The sequence below is a fragment of the Pseudomonas sp. PP3 genome, assembly GCF_905336995.1.
GTDB lineage: Bacteria > Pseudomonadota > Gammaproteobacteria > Pseudomonadales > Pseudomonadaceae > Aquipseudomonas > Aquipseudomonas reinekei.
The window spans coordinates 3,997,787-4,021,887 of record NZ_HG995459.1; the positions used below are offsets into that span (position 1 = coordinate 3,997,787).

The 24,101-nt window shown below is 60.5% G+C and carries 17 protein-coding genes and 4 tRNA genes; 4 read left to right on the forward strand and 17 right to left on the reverse strand.

The features are described from left to right. Nucleotides 1-266 precede the first annotated feature (266 nt). From KHO07_RS18255 to leuC, 7 genes are all read right to left on the reverse strand, one after another. The gene (locus KHO07_RS18255) at nt 267-2,981 is read right to left on the reverse strand and encodes a FimV/HubP family polar landmark protein (RefSeq protein ID WP_150733381.1); all 2,715 of its coding nucleotides are present in this window, start codon (nt 2,979-2,981) and stop codon (nt 267-269) included. Between the two features lie 205 nt (nt 2,982-3,186). Further along, a complete protein-coding gene (locus tag KHO07_RS18260) occupies nt 3,187-4,197 on the reverse strand; it encodes an aspartate-semialdehyde dehydrogenase (protein WP_212625130.1) in 1,011 nt (336 codons plus the stop codon). 262 nt (nt 4,198-4,459) lie between these two features. Next, nucleotides 4,460-5,572 carry an aspartate-semialdehyde dehydrogenase gene (gene asd / locus KHO07_RS18265; protein ID WP_057715575.1) on the reverse strand — a complete coding sequence of 371 codons (1,113 nt, stop codon included), beginning with the start codon at nt 5,570-5,572 and terminating at the stop codon, nt 4,460-4,462. A 68-nt stretch (nt 5,573-5,640) separates the two neighbouring features. Next, on the reverse strand, nt 5,641-6,723 hold the full coding sequence (gene leuB, locus KHO07_RS18270) for a 3-isopropylmalate dehydrogenase (RefSeq protein WP_150733379.1): 1,083 nt from the start codon (nt 6,721-6,723) through the stop codon (nt 5,641-5,643). 65 nt (nt 6,724-6,788) lie between these two features. Further along, nucleotides 6,789-7,556 carry a class I SAM-dependent methyltransferase gene (locus KHO07_RS18275; RefSeq protein ID WP_212625131.1) on the reverse strand — a complete coding sequence of 256 codons (768 nt, stop codon included), beginning with the start codon at nt 7,554-7,556 and terminating at the stop codon, nt 6,789-6,791. 128 nt (nt 7,557-7,684) lie between these two features. Further along, nucleotides 7,685-8,329, reverse strand: coding sequence for a 3-isopropylmalate dehydratase small subunit (gene leuD / locus KHO07_RS18280; protein WP_075945899.1), 645 nt, complete (start codon nt 8,327-8,329; stop codon nt 7,685-7,687). Between the two features lie 10 nt (nt 8,330-8,339). Beyond that, nucleotides 8,340-9,758, reverse strand: coding sequence for a 3-isopropylmalate dehydratase large subunit (gene leuC, locus KHO07_RS18285; RefSeq protein WP_212625132.1), 1,419 nt, complete (start codon nt 9,756-9,758; stop codon nt 8,340-8,342). Between the two features lie 147 nt (nt 9,759-9,905). Between leuC and KHO07_RS18290 the strand changes: the two genes are divergently transcribed. From KHO07_RS18290 to KHO07_RS18300, 3 genes are all read left to right on the forward strand, one after another. Then, entirely contained in the window at nt 9,906-10,796 is an 891-nt protein-coding gene (locus KHO07_RS18290) for a LysR family transcriptional regulator (protein ID WP_150733376.1), read from the forward strand. Nucleotides 10,797-10,862: 66 nt separating this feature from the next. Then, nucleotides 10,863-14,141: an EAL domain-containing protein gene (locus tag KHO07_RS18295; protein ID WP_212625133.1), complete on the forward strand. Its 3,279-nt coding sequence runs from the start codon at nt 10,863-10,865 to the stop codon at nt 14,139-14,141. 367 nt (nt 14,142-14,508) lie between these two features. Further along, nucleotides 14,509-16,785 (forward strand): nitric-oxide reductase large subunit, encoded by a 2,277-nt coding sequence (locus KHO07_RS18300; RefSeq protein WP_212625134.1) that lies wholly within the window; start codon nt 14,509-14,511, stop codon nt 16,783-16,785. 52 nt (nt 16,786-16,837) lie between these two features. Here KHO07_RS18300 and KHO07_RS18305 read toward each other — a convergent pair whose 3' ends face one another. From KHO07_RS18305 to gltX, 10 genes are all read right to left on the reverse strand, one after another. After that, nucleotides 16,838-17,284, reverse strand: a complete 447-nt coding sequence (locus KHO07_RS18305) for an Hsp20 family protein (RefSeq protein WP_150733373.1) — start codon at nt 17,282-17,284, stop codon at nt 16,838-16,840. Nucleotides 17,285-17,404: 120 nt separating this feature from the next. Then, on the reverse strand, nt 17,405-18,364 hold the full coding sequence (locus KHO07_RS18310) for a tRNA-dihydrouridine synthase (protein WP_212625135.1): 960 nt from the start codon (nt 18,362-18,364) through the stop codon (nt 17,405-17,407). A gap of 77 nt (nt 18,365-18,441) precedes the next feature. Continuing rightward, nucleotides 18,442-18,879 (reverse strand): thioesterase family protein, encoded by a 438-nt coding sequence (locus KHO07_RS18315; protein WP_212625136.1) that lies wholly within the window; start codon nt 18,877-18,879, stop codon nt 18,442-18,444. Nucleotides 18,880-18,927: 48 nt separating this feature from the next. Further along, entirely contained in the window at nt 18,928-19,761 is an 834-nt protein-coding gene (locus KHO07_RS18320) for an alpha/beta hydrolase (RefSeq protein ID WP_150733370.1), read from the reverse strand. Between the two features lie 29 nt (nt 19,762-19,790). Further along, the gene (locus KHO07_RS18325) at nt 19,791-20,330 is read right to left on the reverse strand and encodes a TetR/AcrR family transcriptional regulator (RefSeq protein ID WP_056853720.1); all 540 of its coding nucleotides are present in this window, start codon (nt 20,328-20,330) and stop codon (nt 19,791-19,793) included. Nucleotides 20,331-20,514: 184 nt separating this feature from the next. Further along, nucleotides 20,515-20,590 (reverse strand) — tRNA-Glu (locus KHO07_RS18330). 79 nt (nt 20,591-20,669) lie between these two features. Further along, nucleotides 20,670-20,745, reverse strand: a tRNA-Ala gene (locus KHO07_RS18335). A 53-nt stretch (nt 20,746-20,798) separates the two neighbouring features. Beyond that, nucleotides 20,799-20,874 (reverse strand) — tRNA-Glu (locus tag KHO07_RS18340). A gap of 79 nt (nt 20,875-20,953) precedes the next feature. After that, nucleotides 20,954-21,029 (reverse strand) — tRNA-Ala (locus tag KHO07_RS18345). 248 nt (nt 21,030-21,277) lie between these two features. Then, the gene (gene gltX / locus KHO07_RS18350) at nt 21,278-22,759 is read right to left on the reverse strand and encodes a glutamate--tRNA ligase (RefSeq protein ID WP_150733369.1); all 1,482 of its coding nucleotides are present in this window, start codon (nt 22,757-22,759) and stop codon (nt 21,278-21,280) included. A gap of 243 nt (nt 22,760-23,002) precedes the next feature. Here gltX and KHO07_RS18355 point away from each other — a divergent pair, with 243 nt between their 5' ends. Further along, nucleotides 23,003-24,052: an HlyD family secretion protein gene (locus tag KHO07_RS18355; protein WP_212625137.1), complete on the forward strand. Its 1,050-nt coding sequence runs from the start codon at nt 23,003-23,005 to the stop codon at nt 24,050-24,052. Nucleotides 24,053-24,101: the final 49 nt, after the last annotated feature.

Here is a 24,101-nt window from a genome sequence, read left to right on the forward strand (position 1 = left end):
TTATCTATATTTGCCAAGGAGGGACAGCCTGCTGAAGTACGCAAAGGCAGGCATTATAAGGTGCTCGGGCGGGGATGCCAGTGAGATATCCAATGACTGTTACGACCCCATCGCTGGCAAGCCAGCTCCCACAGGCTCACCTGGCGACATAAATCATAATGGGAGCCGGTTGCCAGCAATGTCCCACTCCTTCACTCAACCTCGACTGCAGCCACAAACAAAAACGGCAGCCTCATCGGGCTGCCGTTTCATTCACAACGCTTGATTCATGCCAGCCGCGACAGCATCTCCTTGGCTTCGCTCTTCTGACCGTCATCACCCTCGGTCACCACCTCATTGAGGATATCCCGGGCGCCATCGTTGTCACCCATGTCGATATAGGCCTGGGCCAGATCGAGCTTGGTCGCAACTTCATCGGTACCGGACAGGAAATCGAAGTCCGGCTCGTCCTCCACGGTAGCCAAAGCATCGTCCACGGTGAAGGTTGGCTCGCTGAGGCTTTGGGACAGGCGATCCAGTTCGGCGTTGACGTCGTCCAGTTCGGCGGCGAATGCATCCGGAGCGGTCGGAGCGTCCATCTCATCGGCCAGCGACAGGTCGAAATCGGCCGGCAGTTCCAGGTCGTCCAGCGGTGCTTCTGCCACTGTCGGCGCTTCGGTCGACGGCAGATCCTTCACGTCGTCGTCCAGATCCAGCAGGAAATCATCTTCCGCCAGAAGGGCTGGGGATGGCTCGCCCCCGAGATCCATGTCCAGGTCGAAATCCGACAGGTCATCAAGGTTCTCTTTGATTTCCGTCTGCTGCTGCAGTACCGACTCGAAGCTCAGGTCGTCGTCCAGCGGGAAGTCTTCCAGCTCGTCGAGGGTCGCGATCGGCTCCGCCACAGGCGTTGGTGCAGTGGCTGCCGGGGTAATGTTATCGAGGTCATCGAGACTCAGGTCGAACGCACTGTCGAGACCGTCGTCAACCGGCGCCTGAGCAGGTGCTTCAGCGACCGGCGTGACGTTTTCCAGATCGTCGAGGCTGAGATCGAAAGCGCTGTCGAAGTCATCGTCAACCGGCGTTGGTTCAGGTGCTTGCGGCTCGTCCAGCAACAAGTCCTTGACGTACTGGGCGTCCAGCTCGGCAGCGGCGGCGGCTGCGGCGATACCGCCTGCGGCAACCAGCGCCATGGCCGGGAAACGGCTTTTCAGGTTGGCGACCTGGGCGAAGTTGTCGCCGTTGGCCACCAGTTGACGCTCCTGAACCACGAACGCATCGCGGTCGCCCTGCAGACCGTAGACCTCCATCAGCTTGAGGCGCAGATCACTGCGCTGCGGCTCTTGCTTGACGCCGTCTTCCAGCAACGCGGCAGCCTGATTGAGACGACCCGCGGCGATATGCGACTGGGCCTGACCCAACACATCGTCGGAGCGCTCGGCGGCTGGCGCCACCAGTGGCGCAGCAATCGGCGGCGTTACCACCACCGGAGCAATCACCGGAGCCGGGGTTGGCGCGGGTGCCGGAGCATTCGCCAGCTTCACGCTTGGCGGTGGAACCTCCAGACCTTCGAAGCTGCTTTCCGGCAGGTCGAGGTCAGCGGAGAACTCCTGCTCTTCGGACAGGGCGCGAGCCATGCGCAGATGCTTCTCGGCCTCCTGCTGAGCTTTGCGGCGACGGGCCAGCAACAGCAGCAAGAGCAACACAACCACTGCCCCGCCGCCAGCCAGGCCCAGCAACCATGGATTGGTCAGCAGCTCGTTGAATGTCTGCTCGTCGGACGCCGCAGGTGCCGGCTCAACCGGTTGCTCGCTCGGAGCCGGTGCAGCCTCGGGGGCAGCCGCCGCAGGGGCTGGTGCTGGCGCTGCTTCGGCAGGCGTTGCCGCCGGGTCTGCCGCCAGCTCCGCCGTAATGGCAGGTGCAGCTGCTACAGCCGGTGCACCCGCGGCGCCTTCGGCTTGCAACTTGGCCAGTTGATTGTTTTTCAGTTCGATCAGGCGTTGCAGCTTGTCCATCTGGCTTTGCAGATCGGCCACGCGGCTTTTCAGTTCGGCGTTGTCACGACGGGTCGTGTCGAGGCTTTCCTGGGTGACCGCCAATTTGTTGCCCAGGGCCTTGGCATCGCCAGCCGGACCTTTGCCGGCAGCCTTGCCGGTTTCAGCAGAAACCAGGCTCAGGTTGTCGCGGCCGGCCTGGGTCGATACCGCCTCACCACGGCCACGGTTGGTGGCATCGAGTTGCTGCTGCCCGGTTGCCGGCTTCGCGACATAGCGACGACCCTGGCGCCAGGCGGTGTTCTGCGCAGCTACTTCGGCAATAGCCTTGGGTTGCGCCAAGCTGGTGCTTTGCGCCTGGTCCGGCAGACGCAACACCTGGCCGGTTTTGAGGCGGTTGATGTTGCCGTCGATAAAGGCATCCGGGTTCAACGCCTGGATGGCCAGCATGGTTTGTTGGATCGAACCGCCATTACGCGCCTTCGCAGCGATTTCCCACAGGGTATCGCGCGACGTGGTGGTGTATTGGGACGGTTTGCTCGCAGCCGTGACCGGCGTGGTGCCCGTCGGTGCCGGTTGCGCAGCCGCTTCAGCGGTTTGCGGCGAGAATTTGGACGGATCGAGCAGCACGCTGTAATCGCGCAGCAGGCGACCGTTGGGCCACATGACCTGAACCAGGAATTTCACCATCGGTTCGGAGAGTGGCTTGCTGGAAGTCACACGCAGGATGCTTTTGCCGCTGGCGTTCAGCACCGGAGTAAACGTCAGGTCGTTAAGGAACGCCTGGCGGTCGACACCGGCCTTGGCAAAATCTTCAGGTGAAGCCAGGCTCGGCACCACTTCGGCAGCGGTGAGCTCCTTGACGTCCAGCAACTCGATCTCGGCCACCAACGGCTGGTTCAGCGTCGATTTCAGGGTCAGCTCCCCGAGACCGAGGGCATGCGCCATACCGGAGGACAGCGCCGAGGCGGCCGCTATTGCTAACACCAGTTTGCGAACTTGAACCATAGCTCATCCTTAGTTTGAACATTCCTCGGCCAGCGAGAAGGTGTTGATAGTCGCTGCCGTAAGGCATTGCGTGCGGCGGCGAAAGGTCGTCGCGCGCGATTGTTTCGTGCATGCCCCGGAAAGCCCCGCAGGGTGGCTGACCTTCAGCATCCCGGCAAGCATAGCGCTCACCCGGAATCATTCGAAAATTGTTGCCAAGTATCTTTTACAGCAGGTGTTTTATCAACAATTCGGCCAGCTGCACAGCATTGAGCGCGGCCCCTTTGCGTACGTTATCTGACGTCAGCCACAAATTAAGTTCCGACAGGTCGTCGATACCGTGGCGAACCCGACCAACGTAGACCACATCCTGCCCTACCGCGTCACCGACCGGTGTCGGGTAATCACCGGCCTCGACCAGTTCGATGCCGGGTGCGTCTTCCAGCGCAGCGTTGACGTTCGCCAGGTCGATGTCGCTCCCGGACTGCAGGGTCACGTTAAAGCTATCGCCAAAAAACACCGGGGCTTGAATGCAAGTGACAGATATTTTCAGTGAAGGCAGCGCCACCACCTGACGCAGTTCGCGGACCAGGCGCTTTTCCAGCAGCGTATGGCCCTGTTCGTCTGGCTTGCCGACCTGCGCGAGCAAGTTGAAAGCCATCTGCCGATCAAAGAATTTGGGTTCCAGCGGACGCACGTTGAGCAGTTCGGCGGTCTGCCGCGCCAACTCACTCACGGCTTCACGGCCCTGGGCGGACACCGCCAGGCTCGCGGTCAGGTTGATGCGCTGCAAGTCGAGCAAGCCCAGCAACGGCGCAAGCACCACCGCCAAGGTGGTGGCCGATGGGCTCGGGCTGCTGACCTGGAACGGTTTTTTCAAACCGGCCAGCACATGAGCATTGGCTTCCGGCACCACTTGCGGCGCCTGGTCGGCCGGCAAGGCGCCGGAAAGATCGACAATCGAGCAACCGGCAGCCGTGGCGCGGGAAGCGAAACTCAAGGTAGCTGCCGGGCCTGCGGCAAAGAACACCAGCTGCACTTTGCTGAAATCGAATTCATCGACTTCGCGCACACGCACGTTTTTGCCGCGAAACGGCACCGAACTGCCGGCGGATTCACTGCTGGCCAGCAGGTGCAGGTTACCGACCGGGAAGTCGCGTTCTTCGAGGATCTGCACCAGCGTTTCGCCGACAGTACCGGTGGCGCCGATCACGGCAATATCAATGGACTGGCTCATGGTTCTACCTCTGGCGAAACGGGGGGAGCGGCACTTTACCGGGTGAGTGCCACACAGGCAATTCGACGGGGCTCGTACCGGCCCCATCGCTGGCAAGCCAGCTCCTACAGTGAGTGGTATCACGCACAAATTTTGGGTACACCACGAAACCTGTAGGAGCTGGCTTGCCAGCGATGGGGCCAGACCAGACAACCGAGAAACGTCAGGGATAAAAAAACCCGCACCTCTTTCAAGGCGCGGGTTCTTTCATTGCGTCAGTCAATCAACGCTCAAGCAGGATCCGCAGCATGCGACGCAGCGGTTCGGCTGCGCCCCACAGCAGTTGGTCGCCGACGGTGAACGCGCCGACGAACTGCGAGCCCATGTTCAGCTTGCGCAGACGGCCAACCGGGATGTTCAGGGTGCCGGTGACCTTGTTCGGGCTCAGCTCCTGAATGCTGGTTTCGCGGTTGTTCGGTACCAGCTTGACCCAAGGGTTGTGCTGGCTGATCAGCCCTTCGATATCGGCGATCGGCACGTCTTTGTTCAGCTTGATGGTCAGCGCCTGGCTGTGGCAACGCATGGCGCCAATGCGCACGCAGATGCCATCGACCGGGATCGGGCTCTTGAAGCGACCGAGGATCTTGTTGGTCTCGGCCTGGGCCTTCCACTCTTCACGGCTCTGACCGTTTGGCAGTTCCTTGTCGATCCACGGGATCAGGCTGCCGGCCAGCGGTACACCGAAGTTTTCGGTCGGGTACGCGTCGCTGCGCATGGCTTCGGCCACACGACGGTCGATGTCGAGGATCGCGCTGGCCGGGTCGGCCAGTTGATCGGCAACAGCGGCGTGGGTGGCGCCCATCTGCTTGATCAGTTCACGCATGTTCTGCGCGCCGGCACCGGAGGCCGCCTGATACGTCATGGCGCTCATCCACTCCACCAGACCGGCTTCGAACAGACCGCCCAGGCCCATCAGCATCAGGCTGACAGTGCAGTTGCCGCCGATGTAGTTCTTGGTGCCCGCGTCCAGTTGCTGGTCGATCACCTTGCGGTTGACTGGATCCAGGACGATGACCGCGTCATCCTGCATGCGCAGGCTGGAAGCAGCGTCGATCCAGTAACCCTGCCAGCCGGCTTCGCGCAGTTTCGGGAAGACTTCGCTGGTGTAGTCGCCACCCTGGCAGGTCAGAATCACGTCGAGGGTTTTCAGCTCTTCAATGCTGTAAGCGTCCTTGAGCGGAGCAATGTCCTTGCCCACGGACGGGCCTTGGCCACCGACATTGGAAGTGGTGAAAAACACCGGCTCGATAAGATCGAAATCCTGCTCTTCCAGCATCCGCTGCATGAGCACGGAACCGACCATACCGCGCCAACCGATCAGACCTACACGTTTCATCGCAACTACACCTTCTTGAAATGTGGGCCGCTGCTTTCGGGGGTGAAATGGGCAGCGGGCCCGAGAGATTACAGATTCCGCAGCGCGGCGACTACTGCGTCACCCATTTCCTGCGTACCCACTTTAGTGCAACCGGCCGACCAGATGTCGCCCGTGCGCAAGCCCTGATCCAGCACCAGGCTGACGGCTTTCTCGATGGCATCGGCCGCGGCCTGCTGGTTGAAGCTGTAACGCAGCATCATCGAGACCGACAAAATGGTCGCCAACGGGTTGGCAATGCCTTTGCCTGCGATGTCCGGCGCCGAACCGTGGCACGGCTCATACATGCCCTTGTTGTTGGTGTCCAGGGACGCCGACGGCAGCATGCCGATGGAACCGGTGAGCATCGAAGCCTGGTCGGACAGGATATCGCCGAACATGTTGTCGGTGACGATCACGTCGAACTGCTTCGGCGCGCGCACCAGTTGCATGGCGGCGTTGTCGACGTACATGTGGCTCAGTTCGACTTCAGGGTAATCCTTGGCCACTTCCTCGACAATTTCACGCCACAACTGGCTGGAGGCCAATACGTTGGCCTTGTCCACCGAGCACAGCTTCTTGCCACGGACCATGGCCATGTCGAAACCGACGCGGGCAATGCGGCGGATTTCGCTTTCGCTGTACGGCAGGGTGTCGTAGGACTGACGCTCGCCGTTTTCCAGGGTACGGGTGCCACGTGGCGCGCCGAAGTAGATGCCGCCGGTCAGCTCGCGAACGATCAGGATGTCCAGGCCCGCCACAATTTCCGGCTTCAGGCTGGAGGCTTCGGCCAGTTGCGGGTACAGGATCGCCGGACGCAGGTTGCCGAACAGGCCCAGTTGCGCGCGGATTTTCAGCAGGCCGCGCTCAGGACGGATGTCACGCTCGATGGTGTCCCATTTCGGGCCGCCAACGGCGCCCAGCAGCACCGCATCGGCTGCGCGGGCACGTTCCAGGGTTTCGTCGGCCAGCGGCACGCCGTGCTTGTCGATGGCCGCGCCACCAATCACGTCGTGGCTCAGCTCGAAGCCCAGGTCGAACTTGTTGCTGGCCAATTCCAGCACCTTGACCGCTTCGGCCATGATTTCCGGGCCAATACCGTCACCTGGGAGAATCAGAATCTGCTTGCTCATGCTTTCCTCATGTCATCAGTCGGTGCGCCCTTGGGCGCCCCCGGAAAAATTCTATCGATCTGTACCTATCTTTCTGCAAACAGTACCAACACATCGGTGCTGAACGAACCGTCGGCCTCAATCTCAAAATATTCGCGCACTTCGTTGCCCATCGACTGCTGCAATTCACGGATGGCGGCGCGCATCACTTCTGGTGTGCGCATGCGCTCGACCCAGCTGTTGTATTCCAGACGCAACCGCTGCCGCGTGGTGCTGCGGGTATGCAACCCCGCCTCGCTGACCTGACGCAACCACTCGCCGGCGGAATAATCGCGCACATGACTGGTGTCGCGCAGCACCTCGACGCTTTGCAGGTAAGTGTCGAACAACGGGCTACCCGGTGACAACACGTCGATGAACGCCGCCACACCGCCCGGTTTCAATACCCGACGCACTTCCCGCAAGGCCAGGCCAAGATCGCTCCAGTGATGCGCCGAATAACGGCTGAACACGAAGTCGAACTCGCCATCGGCGAACGGCAGGCGTTCGGCGGCACCGTTGACCGTGGACACGTTGCTCAAGCCACGATCGGCAGCAGCGGCCGTCACCACGTCGAGCATTTGCTGCGACAGGTCATAAGCCACCACGTCCTTCACCAGCGAGGCTACGTGAAAACTCACGTGGCCGGCGCCGCAACCCAAATCCAGAACCCGGGCATCGCCCTGCCCCGCCAGTTCGGCCTGTAGCAGCGCGAATTCAGTGCCTTGAGCGTGTACGGCGCTGCTCAGGTAGGCCGAAGCCTGTTCACCGAATTGCTTCTGCACTACTTGGCTGTGCTGGGCGGTGCGGGTCATGGGGACTTCCTTTTTCAGGGTTTAGTCTTGTGATGTCTGTCCGGGTCTTATCGCTGGCAAGCCAGCTCCTACAGTGATTTGCGGCGCTCACAAAACCTGTGGGAGCTGGCTGCACTGACTACCGAGAATCAAGCGTCGCGAAACAACCACGGCTGGCTCGCACGGTGCTTGCCTTCAAACGTCGCAATCGCCTCATGGTCCTGCAACGTCAGGCCGATATCGTCCAGGCCGTTGAGCAGGCAGTGTTTGCGGAACGCGTCGATTTCGAAGCTCAACACCTTGCCATCCGGGCGGGTCACGGTCTGGGCTTGCAGATCGATCTGCAACTGATAACCCGGATCGGCTTCGACCTGCTTGAACAGCTCATCGACTTCGGCATCGCTCAAAATGATCGGCAGCAAGCCGTTCTTGAAGCTGTTGTTGAAGAAGATGTCGGCGTAGCTCGGCGCGATGATGCTGCGGAAACCGTATTCTTCCAGCGCCCACGGCGCGTGTTCGCGGCTGGAACCGCAACCGAAGTTCTCGCGGGCCAGCAACACGCTGGCGCCTTGGTAACGTTCGGCATTGAGCACGAAGTCCTTGTTCAGCGGACGCTTGGAGTTGTCCTGATACGGCTGACCCACATCCAGGTAACGCCACTCGTCGAACAGGTTCGGGCCGAAACCGGTACGCTTGATCGACTTCAGGAACTGCTTTGGAATGATCTGGTCGGTGTCGACGTTGGCACGATCCAAAGGCGCGACAAGTCCAGTGTGCTGGGTAAAAGCTTTCATGCTGTGCTCCTTAGATCAATTCACGGACGTCGACGAAACGACCGTTCACAGCGGCGGCGGCGGCCATGGCAGGGCTGACCAGGTGAGTACGACCACCCGCGCCCTGACGGCCTTCGAAGTTTCGGTTGGACGTCGAGGCGCAATGCTCGCCGGACTCCAAACGGTCCGGGTTCATCGCCAGGCACATCGAGCAACCCGGCTCACGCCATTCGAAACCGGCTTCGAGGAAAATCTTGTCCAGGCCTTCCGATTCAGCCTGAGCCTTCACCAGACCCGAGCCCGGCACCACAATCGCCTGCTTGATGGTCGAGGCCACTTTGCGGCCCTTGGCGATCACGGCTGCTGCGCGCAAATCTTCGATGCGCGAGTTGGTGCAGGAACCAATGAATACGCGGTCGAGCTGGATGTCGGTGATCGCCTGATTGGCGGTCAAACCCATGTACTTCAACGCGCGCTCGATGGAACCGCGCTTGACCAGGTCAGTTTCCTTCGCTGGGTCCGGCACGTTCTGATCCACAGCCAACACCATCTCGGGCGAGGTGCCCCAGCTGACTTGCGGCTTGATCTGGGTCGCGTCGAGCTCGACGATGGTGTCGAACCTGGCGTCTTTATCGGACACCAGGTCTTTCCACGCTTCGACAGCCAGGTCCCACTCCGCGCCTTTCGGAGCGAATGGACGGCCCTTCACGTAGGCCACGGTTTTCTCGTCAGCCGCGACCAGACCAACGCGGGCACCAGCCTCGATGGACATGTTGCAGATGGTCATGCGGCCTTCGACGGACAAGTCGCGAATCGCGCTGCCGGCGAATTCGATGGCGTGGCCGTTACCGCCGGCGGTGCCGATCTTGCCGATCACCGCGAGGACGATGTCCTTGGCGGTCACGCCGAACGGCAATTGGCCTTCGACCAAGACCAGCATGTTCTTCATTTTCTTGGCGACCAGGCACTGGGTGGCGAGCACGTGCTCGACCTCGGAGGTGCCGATACCGTGAGCCAAAGCGCCGAATGCGCCGTGGGTCGAGGTATGGGAGTCGCCGCAGACCACGGTCATGCCCGGCAAGGTAGCGCCCTGCTCCGGGCCGATGACGTGGACGATGCCTTGGCGGACGTCGTTCATCTTGAACTCGACGATGCCGTATTCATCGCAGTTGTCGTCGAGGGTCTGAACCTGCAAACGCGAGACCTGGTCGGCAATGGCTTCGATGCCGCCCTTGCGCTCCGGAGTGGTCGGTACGTTGTGGTCCGGGGTCGCGATGTTGGCATCGATACGCCAAGGCTTGCGCCCGGCCAGACGCAGACCTTCGAAGGCTTGCGGCGAGGTCACTTCGTGGATGATGTGACGATCGATGTAGATCAGCGCGGAGCCATCGTCGCGCTGCTTGACCAAATGCGAATCCCAGAGCTTGTCGTAGAGCGTTTTGCCGGCCATCAGACGGTTCCTCATCAGCTTGTTTCTATGCCCCGGGCTTTGAAGTTTTCAATAACCCTTTGGCTTGTGAGGCTGATCCTATGGGGTTACATTAAATAACTCAAATTCATATTTTTTATGCTTTGGATAACCAACTGGAATGCGACCATGGACCTGGCCAACCTGAATGCCTTTATTGCCATCGCCGAGACCGGAAGCTTCTCTGGCGCGGGCGAACGGCTGCACCTGACACAACCGGCGATCAGCAAACGCATTGCCGGGCTGGAGCAGCAATTGAAGGTGCGACTGTTCGATCGACTGGGCCGCGAGGTCGGGTTGACCGAGGCCGGTCGCGCCCTGCTGCCACGGGCCTACCAGATTTTGAACGTCCTCGATGATACGCGCCGTGCCCTGACCAATCTCACGGGCGAAGTGACCGGTCGTCTGACCCTGGCCACCAGTCACCACATCGGTCTGCACCGTTTGCCGCCCTTATTAAGGGAGTTCACCCGGCGTTATCCCGAAGTGGCACTGGACATTCAGTTTCTCGATTCGGAAGTGGCCTACGAAGAAATCCTCCATGGCCGTGCCGAATTGGCGGTCATTACCCTGGCGCCGGAGCCCCACGGACTGGTCAAGGCCACGCCGGTCTGGGACGATCCGCTGGATTTCGTGGTAGCCCCGGAGCATTCGCTGCTCAGCAACAGCGCGGTCAACCTGGCGGACATCGCCCGGCACCCGGCGGTTTTCCCCGGCGGAAACACCTTCACCCACCATATCGTCCAGCGTCTATTCGAAGCCCAGGGCCTGACGCCGAACATCGCCATGAGCACCAACTACCTGGAAACCATCAAGATGATGGTCTCGATCGGCCTGGCCTGGAGCGTGTTGCCACGCACCATGCTCGACGATCAAGTTGCGCGGATACCTTTGCCGGGCATACAGCTCTCTCGCCAGCTAGGCTATATCCTGCACACAGAACGGACGTTGTCGAATGCGGCACGGGCCTTCATGGCCCTGCTGGATGCGCAAATCGATCTGCCAGGGACTCAAGGCTAACTTGTGCTACTCCTATAGAGCCGCGAAATCCTGTGCCCAATGCTCAATTCAGTCTAAGGCCTGCCAATGCCGAAATCTGTTGACCGTGTTCCGCCGATGCCGCGTATCCAGGCACTTGACCCCAAAAGCTCCGAGCAGAGCTGGGAAAGTGCTCCGCAATTGCTGGCTGCCCTGAACGGCGCGCGTTTGGGTGCGTGGTATTGGGATATCGAACGGGGGCAGATCAGTTGGTCGCGGGGCACGCAGGCGCTGTTCGGGTACGATCCCCGAGTACCGCTGCCGGAAGATCTCGAATACCTCGATCTGCTGCCGCCCGAGGACCGGGCGAAAACCGTTCGCGCCTTCCACGCGGTGATTGCCGGTGCACCGCTGGAACGGGCGATGCACCATCGCATTCGCTGGCCCGACGGCAGCCTGCATTGGCTGGAGATCAACGGCAGCCTGTTGCCGGACAAACACGGCCGGCCGCGGATGATCGGCGTGATCCGCGAGATCACCCATCAGCGCCAGCGCGAGCAGGCGCTGAGCAGCTCGGAGAAGCGTTTCGCCACGCTGTTTCACCTGTGCCCCAACATGGTCCTGCTGACCCGTCAGGACGACGGTCTGATCACCGAGGCCAACCAGTATTTTGAAAGCCTGTTTGGCTGGCCGGTGCAAGACGCCATCGGCCGCACCACCCTGGAACTGGGCCTGTGGGTGCACCCCGAGCAACGGGCGGAGTTGGTCAAGGCCACCAAGGCCAAAGGCGAGTTGACCAACATGGAGGTGCAATTTCGCGCCAGCAACGGGCAAATCCACGATGGCATCCTCAGCGCGCAAAAGGTCGAGCTCGAGGGCCAGCCCTATCTGCTGAGCACGTTCCTCGACACCACCGACCGCAAAATCGCCGAGCATGCCTTGAAGGACAGCCAGGAACGCCTCGACCTGGCGCTGGACTCTGCGCAACTGGGCACCTGGGACTGGCACATTCCCAGCGGCATGCTCTATGGCTCGGCCCGCGCCGCGCAGTTGCACGGTCTGGAAGCCAAGCCTTTCCATGAGTCCTTCGACGAGTTTTTCGAAGGCGTGCCCGGCGAAGAACGCGACACCATGCGCGACGCCTATCGCAGCCTGCGCGAAGGCCCGGCCGGCAACTATCAGCTGACCTACCGCGTGCAGCTGCCCGATGGCAGCTCGCGCTACCTGGAAAGCCGCGCCCGCCTCTACCGCGATGAAAACGGCCTGCCGCTGCGCATGGCCGGCACCTTGCTCGACATCACCGATCAGGTCGAACGCGAGCAACGATTGGTGGCCTCCGAAGAGAAATTCGCCACGCTGTTCCAGGTCAGTCCGGACCCGATCTGCGTGACCCGCCAGGACACCGGCCAGTTCATCGAGATCAATTCCAGCTTCACCCAGACCTTCGGCTGGACCACCGCCGATGTGATCGGTCGCAGCGCCGATGAAATCGGACTGTGGGACGCCTCGGCAAAAAGTTTGCAGCGGATCGAGCAGGTGATTCGCGAACAAGGCTTGAATAACGTGGCGATCGTCGTCCAGCACAAGAACGGGCAATCCCTGACCTGCGTGATTTCCAGCCGGCAGATCAGCGTCGGCGACCAGCCGTGCATCGTCACCACCCTGCGCGATATCACCCAGCAACAACGCTCGGAAGCGGCGCTGAAGGCCAGCGAAGAGAAATTCGCCAAGGCGTTTCACTCAAGCCCCGATGCCATCACCATCACCGAACGCGACACCGGGCGCTATCTGGAGGTCAACGATGGTTTCTCACGCTTGACCGGTTACCGCGCCGACGAAGTGATTGGCCGCACGGTGTATCAGGTGGGAATCTGGGCCGAAGAAAAACAACGCTCGGCGTTGCTGGCCGAGTTGCAGATCAAGGGTCGGGTTCATCATCTGGAAATGCTCGGCCGTAACAAGCGTGGCGAGTTGCTCACCGTCGAGGTCTCGGTGGAGCCGATCACCCTCAACGAAACCGCGTGCCTGTTGCTGACCGCGCGGGACGTCAGCCTGCTGAAAAACGCCGAGGCGCAGATCCGCCACCTGGCTTACCACGATCCGCTGACCAACCTGCCCAACCGCGCCTTGTTGATGGATCGGCTCAGCCAACAGATTGCCCTGCTCAAACGCCACAATCTACGTGGCGCGCTGATGTTCCTCGACCTCGACCACTTCAAGCACATCAACGACTCCCTCGGCCATCCGGTGGGCGATACGGTGCTCAAGATCATCACCGCTCGCCTGGAGGCCAGCGTACGCATGGAAGACACCGTCGCGCGTCTGGGCGGCGATGAATTCGTGGTGCTGCTCAGCGGGCTTGAGGGCTCACGCAATGACGTCAGCGCCCAGGTCCGGCAGTTGGCCGACACCTTGCGCGAATTGTTGTCGGAGCCGATGTTCCTCGACGGCCAGCGCCTGCAAGTGACGCCGAGTATCGGCATTGCGCTGATTCCCGATCACGGCTCAACGCCTACCGACCTGCTCAAACGTGCCGACATTGCCCTGTATCGCGCCAAGGATTCGGGGCGCAATACTGCGCAGATGTACCACAACACCATGCAGAAGGCCGCGAGTGAACGCCTGCGCATGGAAACCGACTTGCGCCTGGCGCTGTCCCGTGGCGAGTTCCGTGTGCATTACCAACCGCAGCTCGATGCTCGCGACAACCGCATCGTCGGCGCCGAAGCCCTGGTGCGCTGGAACCATCCGGAACTCGGCGCGCAGTCCCCCAACGAGTTCATCAAGGTGCTGGAAGACAGCGGTTTGATCCTGGAGGTCGGCACCTGGATTCTCGACGAAGCTTGCAAGGCCTGTCGGCAAATGGTTTCCAACGGCCTGGTGGACCCACTCGATTTCAGTCTGTGCGTGAATATCAGCCCACGGCAGTTTCGCCAGACCGACTTCGTCGAGCGTGTCGAAGAAAGCCTTGCTCGCTACGGCCTGCCCTGCTCGCTGCTCAAGCTGGAAATCACCGAAGGCATCGTCATCCAGAACCTGGAAGACACCATCGGCAAAATGCGCCGCCTGAAAAAACTCGGTGTCAGTTTCGCCATGGACGACTTCGGCACCGGCTATTCATCGCTGACCTACCTCAAGCGCCTGCCGGTCGACACGTTGAAAATCGACCAGTCGTTCATCCGCGACGCCACCACCGACCCCAATGACGCCGAGATCATCCGCGCCATCGTTGCCATGGCCCGCAGCCTGGAGTTGAAAGTGATTGCCGAGGGCGTGGAAACCGCTGAGCAACTGGAGTTCCTGCAGGGCCTGGGCTGCCATTTTTATCAGGGGTATTTGCATAGCCAGCCATTGCCGGTGGAAGAATTTCAAAAACTCCTCAGGTGACATCAACCCCTTATAGGCGCTGGCTTGCCAGCGAAGAGGCCGGCACATTCAACAATGATGGCGGCAGACCAACCGCGATCGCTGGCGAGCCAGCTCCTACAGTTTTTCATACCTTCGTATGAATCGTTAAAACCCAGACGTGACGCCACTGACCCTGCGTACAAATGACGCCATGCCGGCCGCCCCGTACATTGATCCCACGCAATCGGACGACGGCCAAACGCCCCGCCTCCGACGATGAATGATCAATGGCAGCCGATCATTTTCCCTGAGCAACACCCCGGCGTCTCTTCCCGATCACACGGCCGGGTTTTCTGCGCCCGCATACTCGTTATGCGGGCGCTTTTTTTTGACATTAAGGTGAACCATGGGTGAATACCGCAAACTCTGGTGGTCGCTGATTGGCGTCCTCGGCGTGACCTTCTGCCTGCTCGGCTGGTTCGGCCACGAGATCTATCGACAGGCACCACCGATTCCCGATCAGGTGCAAAGCGTCGAGGGCAAGATCCTGTTTCGTGCCGACGATATCCTCGACGGCCAGACGGCCTGGCAGGGTATTGGCGGCATGCAGCTAGGCTCGATTTGGGGTCATGGTGCCTATCAGGCGCCGGACTGGACCGCCGACTGGCTACACCGCGAACTACTCGCCTGGCTCGACCTGGCGGCGCAGCAGACTTATGGCAAGCTTTACCAGGATATCGATGACGATCAGCAGGCCCTGCTGCGCCATCAACTCAAACGCGAGTACCGCGCCAACCGCCTGGTCGACGGCACACTGGTGCTCAGCGACCGCCGCATCCAGGCTATCGCGCAAACCGCCGCGTATTACCACGCCCTGTTCGGCAATGACCCTGCGCTGCACCACAGCCGCGAAAGCTTTGCCATGAAAGAAAACACGCTGCCCGATGCCGCTCGGCGTCAGCAGCTGACGCACTTTTTCTTTTGGACCGCCTGGGCTGCCGCCACCGAACGCGATGGCCAGAGCGCGACCTTCACCAACAACTGGCCCCACGAGCCGTTGATCGACAACCAGCCGACTGCCGAAAACATGGTCTGGTCGATTGTCAGCATCGTCGTACTACTGGCAGGTATTGGCTTCCTGGTCTGGGGCTGGGCGTTCCTGCGCAATCACGACGAAGGCCAACCCAAAGTCCCGCCCCTGGATCCGCTGAGCCTGATCAAACTCACGCCTTCGCAAAAAGCCCTGGGCAAATACCTGTTGCTGGTCGGCGCACTGTTTGGCTTCCAGGTCCTGATGGGCGGCGTGACCGCGCACTACACGGTCGAGGGCCAGGATTTCTATGGCCTGGCGCTGTCGAAGTGGTTCCCCTACTCGCTGACCCGAACCTGGCATTTGCAGAGTGCGATGTTCTGGATCGCCACTGGCTTCCTCGCGGCAGGGCTGTTTCTGGCGCCATTCATCAATGGCGGCAAAGATCCGAAATGGCAGAAGCTCGGCGTGGATGTACTGTTCTGGGCGCTGGTGCTGGTGGTCGTCGGTTCGTATGCCGGCAACTTCCTCGCCATCGCCCAGTTGATGCCGGCGCAATGGAGCTTCTGGCTCGGGCATCAGGGTTACGAATATGTTGATCTGGGTCGTCTGTGGCAGATCGCCAAGTTCGCCGGGATCGTGTTCTGGCTGGTGCTGATGTTGCGCGCGATGGTCCCGGCCCTGCGTCAACCTGGCGACAGGAACCTGCTGGCGTTGTTGGCCGCGTCTGTAATCGCTATCGGCCTGTTCTACGGCGCTGGCCTGTTCTATGGCGAACGCACCAATTTGTCGGTCATGGAGTATTGGCGCTGGTGGGTCGTGCACCTGTGGGTCGAAGGCTTTTTCGAAGTGTTCGCCACCACCGCCCTGGCCTTCATTTTCACCAGCATGGGTTTGGTCTCCAAGCGCCTCGCCACCACCGCCACCCTCGGCTCGGCCTCGCTGTTCATGCTTGGCGGTGTGCCCGGTACGTTCCATCACATCTACTTCGCCGGGACCACCACCCCGGTGATGGCTGTCGGCGCGACCTTCAGCGCGCTGGAAGTGGTACCGCTGATATTGCTCGGGCATGAGGCCTGGGAGAACTGGCGCCTGAAAGAGCGCGCGCCGTGGATGGCACGGCTGCGCTGGCCGCTGCAGTTCTTCATCGCTACCGCGTTCTGGAACATGCTCGGTGCCGGCGTGTTCGGTTTCCTGATCAACCCACCGATCGCGCTGTATTACATCCAGGGCCTGAACACCACGCCCTTGCACGCACACGCGGCCCTGTTCGGGGTTTATGGCTCCCTGGCGCTGGGTTTCAGCCTGTTGATCCTGCGTTATCTGCGACCGAATCTGCAGTTCAACGACCGACTGATGAACACCGGCTTCTGGTGGCTCAACGGCGGTCTGATGCTGATGATCGTCACCAGCCTGTTGCCGATCGGCATCCTGCAGTTTTACGCCAGCGCCAGCCAGGGACTGTGGTACGCCCGCAGCGAAGCTTTCATGCAGCAGGACTTGCTGCAAACCCTGCGCTGGGTGCGGACGTTCGGCGACGTCGTGTTCCTGGTCGGCGCGTTTGCGGTGATCTGGCAAATCGCTGGCGGCCTGCTGTTTTCGTCCCGGCACCCGCGAGCGGTGGAATCCGCAACCGTGACCGGACAACGTTAAACCGCAGACACAAAGAAGGGCGCCAATTGGCGCCCTTCTTGTTTTGCTCGGCTTAGTGTTGCAGAGCTGGTTTTTGCGCCCCGTTGATAGGGATGCGCTTGGCTTTCGCCTCTTCCGGAATCACCCGCAACAGGTCAATGCTCAACAGACCATTGCTCAGGTCGGCGGCCTTGATTTCGATGTGGTCCGCCAGACGGAACGACAGCTTGAACGCGCGCTGGGCAATGCCTTGGTGCAGGAAAGTCACGCCTTCATTGGCATCGCGTTTGCCGCCACTGATGGTCAGCACGCCCTTCTCGACTTGCAGTTCCAGGTCTTCTTCCTGAAAACCGGCCGCCGCTACGACGATGCGGTATTGGTCGTCGCCGTGTTTTTCCACGTTATAGGGTGGATAGGTGCTGCCTGGCTCGTTGCGCAGGGCGGTTTCGAACAGGTCGTTGAAACGGTCGAAACCTACCGAGGAACGGAACAGTGGTGCCAGGGAAAATGCAGTAGTCATGGTTCAAATCTCCTGAAAACAATCAGCAAGGTCTTTTGTCTCCGCGACCCGAATTCGGCATCGCGTAACCCTTAGATAGGGACCGCTGATTGCATTTCAAGAGATTATTTTCAGATTTTTTCAGGCCGCTTCAGCCACCGGCAGGCCCAGCAAACGCGAGACGTTATCCAGTTCGGTCTCGCGACGCAGGACGGTGAACAGCTCGACAGCTTCGGGATAATTGCGGGTCAACATCGCCAACCATTGTTTCAAGCGGCCCGGCGATTGCCGCGCTGTCATCTGCGCCTTGGCTTGCAGCCAGAAGTCCTGGATCAGCGGCAGCAGCTCGGCCCAGGTCATTTCCACGACCTCTTCACCGGCCCGCGCGGCGGCGATTTGCTTCGCCAGATCGGGGCGCGAAACCAGGCCACGGCCGAGCATGATGTCTTCCACGCCGCTGATCTCACGGCAACGGCGCCAGTCTTCGACGCTCCAGATATCGCCATTGGCGAACACCGGCACCTTGACCACGTCCTGCACCCGCGGAATCCACTCCCAGTGCGCCGGCGGCTTGTAGCCGTCCACTTTGGTCCGCGCATGCACCACGATGTGTTCCGCCCCGCCTTCGGCCAGCGCCGTGGCGCAGACCAGCGAACCATCCGGGCTGTCGAAGCCCAGGCGCATCTTGGCGGTAACGGGAATGTGCGCCGGAACGGCACGACGGACGTGCTCGACGATCCGGTTCAACAGCTCGGGCTCTTTGAGCAACACCGCACCGCCACGGGATTTGTTCACGGTCTTGGCCGGGCAGCCGAAGTTGAGGTCGATCACTTCGGAGCCGAGCTCGCAGGCCAACGCGGCATTTTCCGCCAGGCACACCGGGTCGGAACCCAGCAGTTGCACGCGCAGTGGCACACCGGAGGCCGTGCGGGCGCCGTTGAGCAGCTCTGGGCCGAACTTGTGGAAATAGGCCGGCGTGAGCAACTGGTCGTTGACCCGAATGAACTCGGTCACGCACCAATCGATGCCGCCCACTCGGGTCAGCACGTCGCGCAGGATGTCGTCGACCAACCCCTCCATGGGCGCCAAGGCAATTTGCATGGGGAAAACACTACTCAAGGAAAAAACGTGCGGCAGTTTACTGGATTATCGAGCGAAAGACTTGCCACACCGTCTTGTCAAATCAGGACCTGTAAGGCCGGGCCATAACCGTCGATGAACTCGGCCGGCATGCGTTTGGGCTTGCCCGTGGACAGTTCGATGCAGACAAACGTGGTCTGCGCACGCAGCAATGTGGCGTTGTCGCTGGGGCGCTTCAACTGAAAGTGTCGGGTCATTTTCAGGCGCTGATCCCAATCGACGATCCAGGTCGCCAATTGCAGCTCATCACCTTCGTAGGCAGCGGCCAGGTAATCGATCTCGTGCCGCACCACGGCCATGGCCCGGTCCAGGCGACGGTATTCGACCAGATCCAGGCCCAGGCGCTGGGAATGGCGCCAGGCACAGCGCTCGAGCCAGGTCACGTACACCGCATTATTGGCGTGGCCCAGCCCGTCGATGTCTTCGGCGCCCACTTGCAGATCAATGATAAACGGCGTTGCCCGATCCCAGCCCATGCCCTACTCCCGGTCAGATTATTTCGACCGGGGCAGTGTAACGGAAGCTCAGGCCGATTGGCGCGATTGCAGGCTGCGGCCCGCCAGCAGTGATAACACGCCATCAATCACCCGAGGGTCAGCCATCACCCGCTGATGACCGCCCTCTGGCAGGCGCAGCAGGCGGCTGTCGAACCAGGCTTCGTGGATCAGTTGCGATTCCTTGACCGAGACAAAGTTATCATCCTCGGCGTGGACGATCAGGCCGGGCATGTCGAGTTGATAGTGGGCGACGTCGAGCATGGCGGCGCGCATCCCGACATCTTTCTCGACCTGGCGAATGAACGCCGAACGAGCCTTGGGCGGCAGACCCACATAGCGGGCAAACCCGCGCAACACGCCAAGGATTCGGGCGGGCGCGCCAATGGTGACCAGTGTTTCGGTGCGCAGGCCCAGTTGCACTGCAAGCATGGCACTGGCGCCTCCCATTGAATGACCAATGACGGCTTGCAACGGTGGCAATTCGGCGGCGGCCTCAAGCATGGCGCGAGCGAACAGCACCACATTCGCTTCGCTGCCGGGTGAGCGACCGTGGGCCGGGCCATCGAGGGCGACCACCGAGTAACCGGCGTCGACCAACGCAGTGATGAGGCTGGCAAACTGCGTCGGCCGACCTTCCCAGCCGTGCATCAGCAATACCGCAGGGCCTTGCCCCCAACGCAACGCCGACAGCCCGAACCGCAAGGTAATCCGCTCGGACTTCGCCAGGAGTGGCAACTCCCAGTCACGCGGCGGCAAATCCCTCGGCGTCATGAACGCCAGGCGCATCTTGCTTGCCACCAGTTTCGGTGCAAACCAACCCAAGGTGCCATTCACGCCACGAACCCACTTCAACGTGCTCATCGCATTCTCCCCAGGCCGCAGCCTTCAGGTCACAGCACCGCTGATTTAGCGGCGCGAAGTAAACGGTCGGATAACTCTCCCGGCCCCAGCGCCCGCGCCAGAGCCAGACCACCCACCATCAACGCCATGTCAGCCAGGGCTTTGTCGGTGTCTTCCGGGCTGGCCGCCAGTTGCGCGACCATCATTTCCACGTGCTCATTCAGGGCGATACGAAACGCTTCCGGCAGTCGCCCAAGCTCACCGACCGACGCAGGAATCGGGCACGCCGATTCGGACGAGTCACGGTGTTTGCGCGACAGATAAAACGCCGCCACCAAGGCGCGACGCTCTTCGCCGGTCAACTCGGCATCCATATCGGCAATCAGGCCGCGACGGTGGCCGAGCAATTGCTTGAACGCCTCCAGCATCATCGCGTCCTTGCTTTCGAAGTGCGCATAAAAGCCGCCGACCGTCAGGCCCGCTGCGCCCATCACTTCGCCAACGCTCGGTTCCGCCGGACCGCGCTGGATCAGCGCTGCGCTGGCGGCCTTGAGGATGCGTTCGCGGGTTTGAGCTTTTTTATCGTTCATCGTTGCCTCCGAATATTACGACTAGAATATTATTCTCATAATAATTTTCTGCAAGTCGTGGATGTGACCGCTGGTCTGAAGAACAGTTTGAAAGAATTGGGGGGATTTGGCCAAACGCCAGACAAACAAAAGGGCCATTCAATAATTGAATGACCCTTATAAAATCCCGCAGAGCGGGTAATCGTGGCGTCCCCTAGGGGACTCGAACCCCTGTTACCGCCGTGAAAGGGCGGTGTCCTAGGCCACTAGACGAAGGGGACACAAACCTTCTATACAACTGATCAGTGCTGAGAGCTGATCGATTCAAGGCCGGTGTGGCCAGACCTTGAACTGTAAAATTGGTGGAGCTAAGCGGGATCGAACCGCTGACCTCCTGCATGCCATGCAGGCGCTCTCCCAGCTGAGCTATAGCCCCGGATTTTTCGCCTCGCGGCGGAGCGACATTTTGCAACATCACTTCTGTAAAACTGGCGTCCCCTAGGGGACTCGAACCCCTGTTACCGCCGTGAAAGGGCGGTGTCCTAGGCCACTAGACGAAGGGGACGCAAACCCTTCTATACAACTGATCAACGCTGAGTGTTGATCGCTTCAAGGCCGGTGTGGCCAGGCCTTGAAGTGTAAATTGGTGGAGCTAGACGGGATCGAACCGTCGACCTCTTGCATGCCATGCAAGCGCTCTCCCAGCTGAGCTATAGCCCCTCATCGTTGATGTCATCGCTGAGGACGGGGCGAATCTTAAGGGCGTATCGAAAGCCTGTCAAACTTATTTTTGAAAAATTTCAAAATTTTTTGTCGGCATAACAACCACTTACCGCCCTCCCCCCGAAAAATCGGGGTTTCCCTCAACTGCAGGAGCTGGCTTGCCAGCGAAGGCGGCCGCAGGATCGATGCAAGCTGCAAGGTCGCTTCGCCAGCAAGCCGGCTCCTACAAGGTCAGGCACGTGGGATCAGGCAATAGCGCCCAACAGCTTTTCCCACTCTTTGTTTTCTTTCTTCGACACGCCACCCAACAGGTCGATGGCCTGGCGCAGACGGAAACGGGTCAGGTCCGGACCGAGGATTTCCATCGCATCGAGCACCGATACCGAACTGGCTTGACCGGTAATCGCGGCGAACATCAGTGGCATGGCATCACGCAGCTTCAGCTCCAGGGACTCCACCACAGCCTGAATGGTCGCGGTGATGTTGTCTTTCTCCCACTGACGCAGGCTTTCGAGCTTCCACAGGATCAACTGCATCAACTGCCGAACCTGATCACCCGAGAGCTTCTTCGATTCGAACAGCTTGGCATCAGGGTTCACGCCACCGGCAAAGAAGAACCCGGCCAGCGGTGCAACCTGGCTGAAGGTTTCAACCCGGCCCTGCACGTGCGGCGCGATCTTCATCATGTAGTCGGAGTTGAATGCCCATTTCTGCACGCGCGCGGCGAATTCTTCCACCGGCAGGTCGCGCAGCCATTGGCCGTTGAGCCACGAGAGCTTCTCGATGTCGAAAATCGGCCCGCCAAGGGAAACGCGTTTCAGATCGAAGTTGTCGACCATTTCCTGCAGCGAGAACTTCTCGCGCTCGTCCGGCATCGACCAACCCATGCGGCCCAGGTAGTTGAGCATCGCCTCAGGCATGAAGCCCATGCGCTCGTAGAAGGTCACCGAGGTCGGGTTCTTGCGCTTGGACAGCTTGCTCTTGTCCGGGTTACGCAGCAGCGGCATGTAGCATAGCTCTGGTTGTTCCCAGCCGAAATACTCGTACAACAGGATCAGTTTCGGCGCCGATGGCAGCCACTCTTCACCGCGCAATACGTGGGTGATGCCCATCAAGTGGTCGTCGACCACGTTGGCCAGGAAGTACGTCGGCAAGCCGTCGGTCTTCATCAGGACCTGCATGTCCATGCGGTCCCACGGGATTTCCACGTCGCCACGCAACATGTCAGGCACTACGCAGACACCTTCGCTCGGCACTTTCATGCGGATCACATGCGGCTCGCCGGCAGCGAGACGACGAGCGACTTCTTCCTTGGACAGCAACAGCGCACGACCGTCGTAACGCGGGGTTTCGCCGCGAGCCATTTGCTCGGCGCGCATCTGGTCCAGCTCTTCGGCGGTGCAGAAGCACGGGAAGGCATGGCCCATGTCGACCAGTTGCTGGCAGTACTTCTGGTAAATGTCGCCGCGCTCGCTTTGACGATACGGACCGTGCGGACCGCCGACGTCCGGGCCTTCACTCCAGTCGATGCCCAACCAGCGCAGGGCGTCGAAAATCTGCTGCTCGGACTCGCGGGTCGAACGCAATTGGTCAGTGTCTTCGATCCGCAGGATGAACTCACCGCCATGCTGCTTGGCAAAGCAGTAGTTGAACAGTGCGATGTAAGCGGTACCTACGTGGGGGTCCCCGGTAGGCGATGGCGCGATGCGAGTGCGGACGGTGGTCATGGCATGTCTCGAAAAGAATAAAAAGCGAAGATCAAAGCGAACTTCAAACAAGAGCCGAATGGTAACAGGCGACGTACGCCCCGCTCCAGCGAACAGGGCATTTAAGCCAAGGTTGCGTCTCCAGCCCCCGTATGGCGCGGTGAATGGCTGGATATCAGCCGATGCCATTTACCGTTTATCGGCTGTATGCCAGATTGACCTGCTGATAACTTTCCTTACATATTCTCGACTACAGTTTGCCCCATGCCTGCCCAACTCAAGCGTCGCCTGTCCATTTTCCTGTTGATCGTCCTACTGATTGCCGGGGGCTTCTTTGCCCATTGGTTCTTCAAGGGACGGTTTTATGAAAGCACTGACAACGCCTATGTGCAGGGCGAGATCACCCGTGTGTCGAGCCAATTGGGCGCGCGCATCGATCAAGTATTGGTGCAGGACAACCAGCACGTCGAGAAAGGCCAGTTACTGATCAAGCTCGAAGGCGATGACTTCCGCCTCGCCGTCGACCGCGCCAACGCAACCCTTGCCACCCGCCAGGCCGAACGTCTGCAAGCCCAGAGCAAGCTGACCCAACAAGGCAGCCTGATTGCCGCCAGCGATGCGCAAGTCGCGTCCAGCCAGGCCAGCCTTGGTCGTTCACAGATCGACCTGACCCGCGCCGAAACCTTACGTAAACCTGGCTATATCTCAGAGGAGCGCGTAACCACCCTCTCCGCCGATAACCACATTGCCCGCTCGCAATTGGCCAAGGCCCAGGCGGATGCCCAGGGCCAGCGCCAGCAGATCAATGCGCTGAACGCTGAAATCAAACGCCTCGACGCCCAAATCGCCAACGCCAGGACTGACCTGGCCCAGGCCGAGCTGAACCTGACGCGCAGTGAAATCCACGCGCCGATCAGCGGCCTGATCGGTCAGCGTGCCGCGCGCAATGGCCAATATGTGCAGGCTGGCGCTTATCTGCTGTCGATCGTGCCTGATGAAGACATCTGGATTCAGGCCAATTTCAAAGAAACCCAGATCGGCCACATGCAGCCCGGCCAGAAAGCCGAGCTGACCTTCGATGCGTATGGCGACACGCCGATCGAAGCGCGGGTCGACAGCCTGTTCGCCGCCTCGGGCGCGCAGTTCAGCCTGTTGCCGCCGGACAATGCCACCGGCAACTTCACCAAGGTCGTTCAACGGATTCCGGTCAAACTGACCTTCGCCGCCGATAATCCACTGCATGGCAAAATCCGCCCGGGCATGTCGGTCACCGCAAAAGTGAACATCAAAGACTCCCCTGTCGATGGCCGGTGATCAACTGATCCGCCCGGTCGGGGAACCGACGCGGCGGGACTGGATTGCG